We start from the raw sequence: 6604 nt of genomic DNA, 5'->3' as shown, positions 1-6604 counted from the left end.
GTGGTCAGTCGAACAGGCTCGACACGCTGGCCTCCGTCGCCGTCCGGCCGATCGCCTCGCCGAGGAGCGGCGCGATCGTGGCCACGCGGATGTTGCGGGCGAGCTTGACCGCCTGCGTCGGCTGGATCGAGTCGGTGATCACCAGTTCCTTCATCCGCGAGGCACTGATCCGCGAGACCGCGCCGCCGGAGAGCACCCCGTGGGTGATGTAGGCCGAGACCTCCTTGGCGCCGGCGTTCAGCAGGGCTTCCGCCGCGTTGACGAGGGTGCCGCCGGAATCGACGATGTCGTCGACGAGGATGCAGGAGCGGCCCTCCACGTCGCCGATGATGTTCATCACCTCGGACTCGCCCGCCCGCTCGCGGCGCTTGTCGACGATGGCGAGCGAGGCGTCGATGCGCTTGGCGATGGCGCGCGCGCGCACCACGCCGCCGACGTCGGGGGAGACCACCATCCGGTCGGTGGTGTTCAGCCGCTCCTTGATGTCGCGCACCATCACGGGGGCGGCGAACAGGTTGTCGGTGGGGATGTCGAAGAAGCCCTGGATCTGGCCGGCGTGGAGATCGAGCGTCAGCACCCGGTCGGCGCCGGCCTCGGTGATGAGGTTGCACACGAGCTTGGCCGAGATCGGGGTGCGGCCGGACGTGCGCCGGTCCTGCCGGGCGTAGCCGAAGTACGGGATCACCGCCGTGATGCGCCGCGCCGAGGAGCGCCGCGCGGCGTCGATCATGATCAGCAGTTCCATCAGGTGGTCGTTGGCAGGATACGAGGTCGACTGGACGATGAACACGTCCTCGCCGCGCACGTTCTCCTGCAGCTCGACGAAGATCTCCATGTCGGCAAACCGCCGGACCATGCACTTGGCCAGCGGCAGTTCGAGGTACCCGGCGATCGCCTCGGCCAAGGGCCGGCTGGCATTGCCGGCGACGATCTTGATCGAGGACTTCATGCCTGCGGACTCACAGCGGGGGTCTCGGGCCGCGATGCGTCCCGGCATCGTGGAGCGCCGCTCCGATCGGCCGGCCCGGCCGAACGGTGATCGGCCGGGTTCTTACCAGCGGGGCTGGGGCGTCACAATGCCTTCACACCGGACGGGCCCCGCTCACGGCTCCAGCAGCCGGTGCAGGTGGACCACGAAGTAGCGCGTCTGCGCGCTGTCGACGGTGGCCTGGGCCTTGGCCCGCCACGCGGCCTGCGCCGAGGCGTAATCGGGGAAGATGCCGACGACGTCGAGGCCGGAAAGATCCCGGAACCGCACGCCCTCGATGTCCTCCAATTCGCCCCCGAAGACGAGGTGGAGCCGCTGGTCGCTGTCGATCGGGGTGGCCATGGGATCTCCTACCGGGCCTGCGCAAGGCAGGTGCCGTGCCGCGGCAGGCGGTGGCAAACCGCGGCGCACCCGTCAACCGCGATACCCTACGGCTTGACCAGCAGGACGCTGACCGCCTTGGCGACGACGTGGACCGCGTCGCCCTCCTCCAGCGCCATCGCCTCCAGGGAGTCGAGGGTCATGACGGAGGTGATCCGGTAGGCGGTGCCTTGGATTTCGGCCTCGACCTGGGCCATGACGCCGCCGCGCTTGATCGCGACCACCGTGGCGGGGATGTCGTTGCGTGCGCCGTGCTTCATCGCCTGCTCTGTCGACCCTCGCGAGGTGGAACGCCTGATGCGCGGATGACGTTCCGGCAACCGCCGCCACGAGAGAACGACGGCCTCGCACCCGTCCGCGACGTCGATGCCGAAGAGGCGTCGCACGGAGCGCCGTCGCCGGGCAGATGCGTCGAGGCCGGGTGCGGCACCGCGGGCGCCCGGCCCCCGGGTTCGAGCGGACGGTCGCGCCGGCCAAGCCCCTCCCGGCGCGGCGTCCGCCCGGGGCGGCCGCGCGACCACGACCGCAGGACGGGTGACCTCACGCCTCGAACAGCGAGCCCTGCCGCGCGGCCGGCGCGGCCTCGACCGGCGGGCGGACGGCCTCGGCGGCGGGCCGGCGCGGCGCGCGGCGCTTGGTGGGCGGCGCGTCGGCGGACCCGCCCTCGGTGCGGGCGGCGACGGTGCCGTCGGCGAATTCCAGGGTGAGCGGCAGGCCCGGCCCCAGGCCCCGGCCGGAGCGCAGGGCGGCGCCCGCGCCGTCGCGGACCAGGGCGTAGCCGCGGGCGAGCACGGCGCGGTAGCCGAGCGAGCCCAGCAGGCCCCCCGCGGCGTCGAGGCGGGCGCGGCGGCGCTCGATCAGCGAGGCCTCAGCCTGCCCCATCCGCTCGCGCAGGCCACCGAGGCGCTCGCGCGCCCGCGCCCCCTCGGATTCGGCCCGGCGGAGCGTGGTCGCCCGCGCGATCACGAGGCGGTGGCTCAGGGCGGAGAGCGCGTCCCCCTTGCGGGCGGCCTGGTTCTCGAGGGCGTGGCGCGGGCGGTGGTCGATGGCCGCGAGCCGCACCCGGGCGCGGGCGAGCGCCAAGTCCGGCGGATGGCGCCCGAGGCGTTCGAGGACACCGGCGAAGCGCCGGCGGAAGGCGCGGGCGTTCTCCGCGAGCGCGGGCGCGAGGCGGGCCTCGGCGAGGTCGAGGCGCTGGCGCTTGCCCGCGAGGAACGCGTCGGCGCCGGGCATCGCCCGGAGCGCGGCGCGGAAGTCGGCCCCCAGCCGGTCGAGCCTGCGCTCCGCGGCGCCTTGGCGGCGGCGGGCGAGGTCGTCCAGCGTCGCGACCAAGTCGGCGCGCACCGGCACCGCCATCTCGGCCGCCCCCGTCGGCGTCGGCGCGCGGCGGTCGGAGACGAAGTCGATCAGCGTGGTGTCGGTCTCGTGGCCGACCGCGGAGATCAGCGGGATTTCGCTCTCGAACGCGGCACGGACCACCGCCTCCTCGTTGAAGGCCCACAGATCCTCGATTGAGCCGCCGCCGCGGGCCACGATCAGCACGTCCGGCCGGGGGATCGGGCCGCCGGGCGCGAGCGCGTTGAAGCCGGCGATGGCGGCGGCGATCTCCTCGGCCGCGCCCTCGCCCTGAACCCGGACGGGCCAGACGAGGACGGGGCGCGGAAATCGGTCTGCCAGCCGGTGGAGGATGTCGCGGATCACGGCCCCCGTCGGCGAGGTGACGACGCCGACGACGCGGGGCAGGAAGGGAATCGCGCGCTTGTGCTCGGCGGCGAACAACCCCTCGGCGGCGAGCGCGCGCTTGCGCTCCTCCAGCAGCGCCATCCAGGCGCCGATGCCGGCGGGCTCCAGGCTCTCGACGACGATCTGGTACGAGGACTTGCCGGCAAACGTCGTGATGCGGCCGGTGGCGACGACCTCCAGGCCCTCCTTCGGCTTCTGCCGCAGGCGGTTGAACGTGCCCTTCCACACCACCGCGTCGATGCGGGCGCTGCCGTCCTTGAGCGAGAAGTAGGCGTGGCCCGAGCCGTGCGGCCCGCGATAGCCCGAGATCTCGCCGCGCAGGCGCACGTGCCCGAACGCGTCCTCCAGCGTGCGCTTGAGCGCGCCGGCGAGGTCGCCCACCGACCACTCGATCTGGTTGGTGACGGGCGCGGGCGGCGCCGGGGCGAGGGCTGGCGGCGGAACGAGCATGGCCGGAAGGCTAGCCGCCGGCAGCCCCCCGGTCGAGGCCGGCTGCGGGCAATGCGCCCGGCCGTTGCGGGTTCACCACAGGGAGAAGTCCGTCGTCCGAAGGCGGGCGCAGGGCGCGGGCTCGGCGGCCCAGGCGGCCCGCGGGCGCAGCCCGGGCGCGCCGTCATCCGCGGCGGTGAAGCGCACGGGCACCGGCGGGTCGTCGCTCCTGGCGTAGGCGAGGCGCACCGCCACGCGCAGGGCGTCGAACCGCGCGCGGTCGGCGTAGACGATGAGGTCGCGCGAGACCGCCTCGCCGGGTTCGAACTCGGAGGGCTGCGGCCGCGTCGGCGGCAAAAGGTGTAGACGCCCCAGGCCCCGGCACCGAGGATCGCGAGGGTCTGGGTCAGGCTCGCGCCCCGCTCGATCCCGAAGCGCCGCGACCCGTCGGCCCTCGCACCGTCGTACCCGACATCGCCAACCCCCACGCCCTTCGCCGCACGTCGCCGGCCGCTCGCGCGTTGCCGGTGCACGAAGCCTGCGCACATGCGAAATTACCCTTTTCCCGCAGCCGGTTTTCGGGAACACCGGGGGGCCATGAGCCTCCTCCCATGAACATCCTCCTCATCGGCAGCGGCGGCCGCGAGCACGCGCTGGCCTACGCCATCGCCAAGAGCCCGCTCTGCGCCCGCCTGTTCACGGCGCCGGGCAATCCCGGCACCGCGCGGCACGGGCGGAACCTCCCGGAGCTGGCGGTCGGCGACCACGCGGCGGTGCGGGCCTTCTGCGAGGCCGCGCGCATCGGCCTCGTCGTGGTCGGGCCGGAGGCGCCGCTGGTGGCCGGCCTCGTCGACGCCCTCGCGGCCGCCGGCATCCGCGCCTTCGGGCCGACGCGGGCCGCGGCCCGATTGGAGGGCTCGAAGGGCTTCACCAAGGACCTCTGCGCCGAGCACGGCATCCCCACCGCAGCGTTTGCCCGCTTCACGGCGCTGGAGCCGGCGCTCGCCCACGTGCGGGCCGCGGGCGCGCCGATCGTGGTCAAGGCCGACGGGTTGGCGGCCGGCAAGGGCGTCACCGTCGCCGAGACCGTGGAGCAGGCGGAAGGCGCGCTCCGGGCGCTGTTCGCCGAGGCGGGCACCGTGGTGGTGGTGGAGGAATGCCTGTTCGGCGAGGAGGCGAGCCTGTTCGCCCTCTGCGACGGCACCCGGGCGATCCTCGCCGGCACCGCGCAGGACCACAAGCGCGTCTTCGACGGCGACCGCGGCCCCAACACCGGCGGCATGGGCGCCTACTCGCCGGCCGGCCTCGTGACGCCCGCGATCGAGCGGGCGGTGATGGAGACGATCATCCAGCCGACGCTCGACGGCATGCGCGCGCGCGGCACGCCGTTCACCGGCATCCTCTACGCCGGGCTGATGCTGACGGCGGACGGCCCCAAGCTCATCGAGTACAACACCCGCTTCGGCGATCCCGAGGCGCAGGTGCTGTTGCCGCGGCTGGCCTCCGACCTCGTGCCCGCCCTGCTCTCGGCCTGCGAGGGCGACCTCACCGGCGTCGCCCTGGAGTTCGACACCCACCGCGCCGCGCTCACCGTGGTGATGGCGGCGGCCGGCTATCCGGGCGCCGTGGTGCGCGGCTCGACCATCCGCGGGATCGAGGACGCCGAGCGCGACGGCGCCCTGGTGTTCCAGGCCGGAACCCGGGCGGAGGGCGGGAACCTGCTGGCCGACGGCGGGCGGGTGCTGGCGGTCACCGCGCTCGGCGACAGCGTGCTGGAGGCCCAGGCCCGCGCCTACGCTGCGGTCGCGCGCATCGACTGGCCGGAGGGCTTCTGCCGCCGCGACATCGGCCGCCGCGCGGTCGCCCGCGAAGTCGCCGGCCACGGCATATAATTTTGCGACTTGGCGGGGCGGGTGTGTCTCGTGCCGAGGTCGGATCGAGCGCCACCTGTGGGACACCCTCTCCGCGAGCGTCCCAAATCAGCGGCGGCCCAGCGCGTAGAGGGTGATCGCGGCAGCGTTCGAGACGTTGAGGCTGCGGATCGCGCCGGTGAACGGAATCCGGGCCAGCACGTCGCAGCAGGTCCGCGTCCGCTCGCGCAGGCCCTTGCCCTCGGCGCCGAGGACGATCACCGCCGGGCGCCGCGGGATGAGCGCATCGAGGCTGGTCTCGGCCTCGGAATCGAGGCCGATCCGGGTGAAGCCCTGCGCGCCGAGTTCGATCAGCGCCTCGGCGAGGTTGCGCACCACGAGGAAGGGCACGTGCTCCAGTCCGCCGGAGGCCGACTTCGCGAGCACGCCGGTGGCGCCCGGCGCGTGGCGCGCCGTGGTGACGATGCCGGTGACGCCGAAGGCCGCAGCCGTGCGCACGATCGCGCCCACGTTGTGCGGATCGGTGATCTGGTCGAGCGCCAGCAGCAGGGCGTCGGCGGGCAGCGCGTCGAGGCCGGGCGAGGGGAGGGGGTCGGCCTCCAGGTAGAGGCCCTGGTGCACGGCATCCGGCCCGAGCCGCCGGTTGATGTCGGCCGGCCGCACCAGCTCCGGCGCGATCCGCAGGGTGCCGAGCGCCTCGACGAGCCGGGCGGCTCCGTTCTCGGTGGCGAGCAGCCGGTGCAGGCGCCGCTCCGCGTTGGCCAAGGCCTGCACCACCGGATGGAAGCCGTAGAGCACCGCTGCGCCCTCCGTCGCGGGCAGCGGCCCGGCGGACCGGGGGCGGTGCCGGTCGGCGGGCCTGTGGGTCGCCTTGCCGTGGGCGGACTTGCCATCGACGGACTTGCCATCGACGGACTTGCCCGTCCACGCGCCGCCCGGCCGGCCTCGAACCCCACCGGGGTCGTCGCGTCGGATCGCCATGGGTTCGCACATCCTCGCGACGCCGGAACGCGGCCGCGCCGCCCGCGACAAACCGGCCCCGTGCCCGAACGTCAAGGCCCAGGCCGCCCGTTGCCCTGCGCGCGCCGGCCGACTATAGAACCCCGGCCCCAAGACGCGCCCTTCGTCTAGCGGTCCAGGACGTCGCCCTTTCACGGCGAAAACACGGGTTCGATTCCCGTAGGGCGCGCCA

At 74.2% G+C, this 6604-nt stretch carries 7 protein-coding genes and 1 tRNA gene; 2 read left to right on the top strand and 6 right to left on the bottom strand.

Features of this window, described 5'->3' with window-relative positions:
• Window positions 1-4 precede the first annotated feature (4 nt).
• The 5 genes from ACFE8Y_RS20175 to ACFE8Y_RS20155 all read right to left on the bottom strand — a co-directional run bounded on the left by ACFE8Y_RS20175 (window position 5) and on the right by ACFE8Y_RS20155 (window position 3898).
• Window positions 5-949, bottom strand: a complete 945-nt coding sequence (locus ACFE8Y_RS20175; RefSeq protein WP_375466157.1) for a ribose-phosphate pyrophosphokinase — start codon at window positions 947-949, stop codon at window positions 5-7.
• A 153-nt stretch (window positions 950-1102) separates the two neighbouring features.
• The gene (locus tag ACFE8Y_RS20170; protein WP_375466156.1) at window positions 1103-1330 is read right to left on the bottom strand and encodes a DUF4170 domain-containing protein; all 228 of its coding nucleotides are present in this window, start codon (window positions 1328-1330) and stop codon (window positions 1103-1105) included.
• Between the two features lie 86 nt (window positions 1331-1416).
• Window positions 1417-1629, bottom strand: coding sequence for a molybdopterin-binding protein (locus ACFE8Y_RS20165; protein WP_375466155.1), 213 nt, complete (start codon window positions 1627-1629; stop codon window positions 1417-1419).
• A gap of 280 nt (window positions 1630-1909) precedes the next feature.
• Window positions 1910-3562, bottom strand: a complete 1653-nt coding sequence (gene xseA, locus ACFE8Y_RS20160; protein ID WP_375466154.1) for an exodeoxyribonuclease VII large subunit — start codon at window positions 3560-3562, stop codon at window positions 1910-1912.
• Between the two features lie 72 nt (window positions 3563-3634).
• A complete protein-coding gene (locus ACFE8Y_RS20155; RefSeq protein ID WP_375466153.1) occupies window positions 3635-3898 on the bottom strand; it encodes a hypothetical protein in 264 nt (87 codons plus the stop codon).
• Window positions 3899-4152: 254 nt separating this feature from the next.
• On the opposite strand from ACFE8Y_RS20155, the gene purD reads away from it, so the two are divergent.
• Window positions 4153-5433, top strand: coding sequence for a phosphoribosylamine--glycine ligase (purD, locus tag ACFE8Y_RS20150; RefSeq protein ID WP_375466152.1), 1281 nt, complete (start codon window positions 4153-4155; stop codon window positions 5431-5433).
• A gap of 87 nt (window positions 5434-5520) precedes the next feature.
• Here purD and ACFE8Y_RS20145 read toward each other — a convergent pair whose 3' ends face one another.
• Window positions 5521-6393: a TrmH family RNA methyltransferase gene (locus ACFE8Y_RS20145; RefSeq protein WP_375466151.1), complete on the bottom strand. Its 873-nt coding sequence runs from the start codon at window positions 6391-6393 to the stop codon at window positions 5521-5523.
• A 135-nt stretch (window positions 6394-6528) separates the two neighbouring features.
• Between ACFE8Y_RS20145 and ACFE8Y_RS20140 the strand changes: the two genes are divergently transcribed.
• Window positions 6529-6604: transfer RNA gene (locus tag ACFE8Y_RS20140), tRNA-Glu, on the top strand.

Origin of the sequence: uncultured Methylobacterium sp. (genome assembly GCF_964242245.1) — a bacterium.
In the GTDB taxonomy this organism is placed as follows: domain Bacteria; phylum Pseudomonadota; class Alphaproteobacteria; order Rhizobiales; family Beijerinckiaceae; genus Methylobacterium.
This window is presented reverse-complemented; position numbering and strand designations above follow the sequence as displayed.

Coding starts and splice junctions, on each gene's coding strand:
- ACFE8Y_RS20175 (WP_375466157.1), bottom strand. CDS start 949: ATGAAGTCCTCGATCAAGATCGTCGCCGGCAATGCCAGCCGGCCCTTG.
- ACFE8Y_RS20170 (WP_375466156.1), bottom strand. CDS start 1,330: ATGGCCACCCCGATCGACAGCGACCAGCGGCTCCACCTCGTCTTCGGG.
- ACFE8Y_RS20165 (WP_375466155.1), bottom strand. CDS start 1,629: ATGAAGCACGGCGCACGCAACGACATCCCCGCCACGGTGGTCGCGATC.
- xseA (WP_375466154.1), bottom strand. CDS start 3,562: ATGCTCGTTCCGCCGCCAGCCCTCGCCCCGGCGCCGCCCGCGCCCGTC.
- purD (WP_375466152.1), top strand. CDS start 4,153: ATGAACATCCTCCTCATCGGCAGCGGCGGCCGCGAGCACGCGCTGGCC.
- ACFE8Y_RS20145 (WP_375466151.1), bottom strand. CDS start 6,393: ATGGCGATCCGACGCGACGACCCCGGTGGGGTTCGAGGCCGGCCGGGC.